Genomic DNA, 306 nt, shown 5'->3' with positions numbered 1-306 from the left:
GATTGCGCACCTTGAGTTGCAACTCCCGCTGCTCTTCTGTAAGCTTGAGGTCCAGGTTATAAAAATCGCCGTCGATAGGCGGAAGGTCATGCTGACCTTTACGGCGCTTGGTTTTGAGCATTTTCATGAGGCCTTTTAGCTGATGCTCATCGAGATTCCCCAGGGTTTTCATAGCTTCCGAAAGGTCGATCTGCTGATTGATCTTCGCCAGCTGGTCCAGGTCTATGTTTTTTAAGAGGGTGATGGTATTTCTAACTTTTCCGAAGAAGGCAATATTTTTTAGGTTTTTCTAAAAATAGTTATTAA

Annotated in this window: 1 pseudogene; it reads right to left on the bottom strand. The window is 43.8% G+C overall.

Annotated features, from left to right (window positions below):
* Window positions 1-274 (bottom strand): annotated as a pseudogene (locus HC175_RS24535) (acyl-CoA dehydrogenase family protein); the annotation flags it as partial.
* Window positions 275-306 lie beyond the last annotated feature (32 nt).

The sequence above is a fragment of the Salinimicrobium oceani genome (genome assembly GCF_012037645.1).
This window is presented reverse-complemented; position numbering and strand designations above follow the sequence as displayed.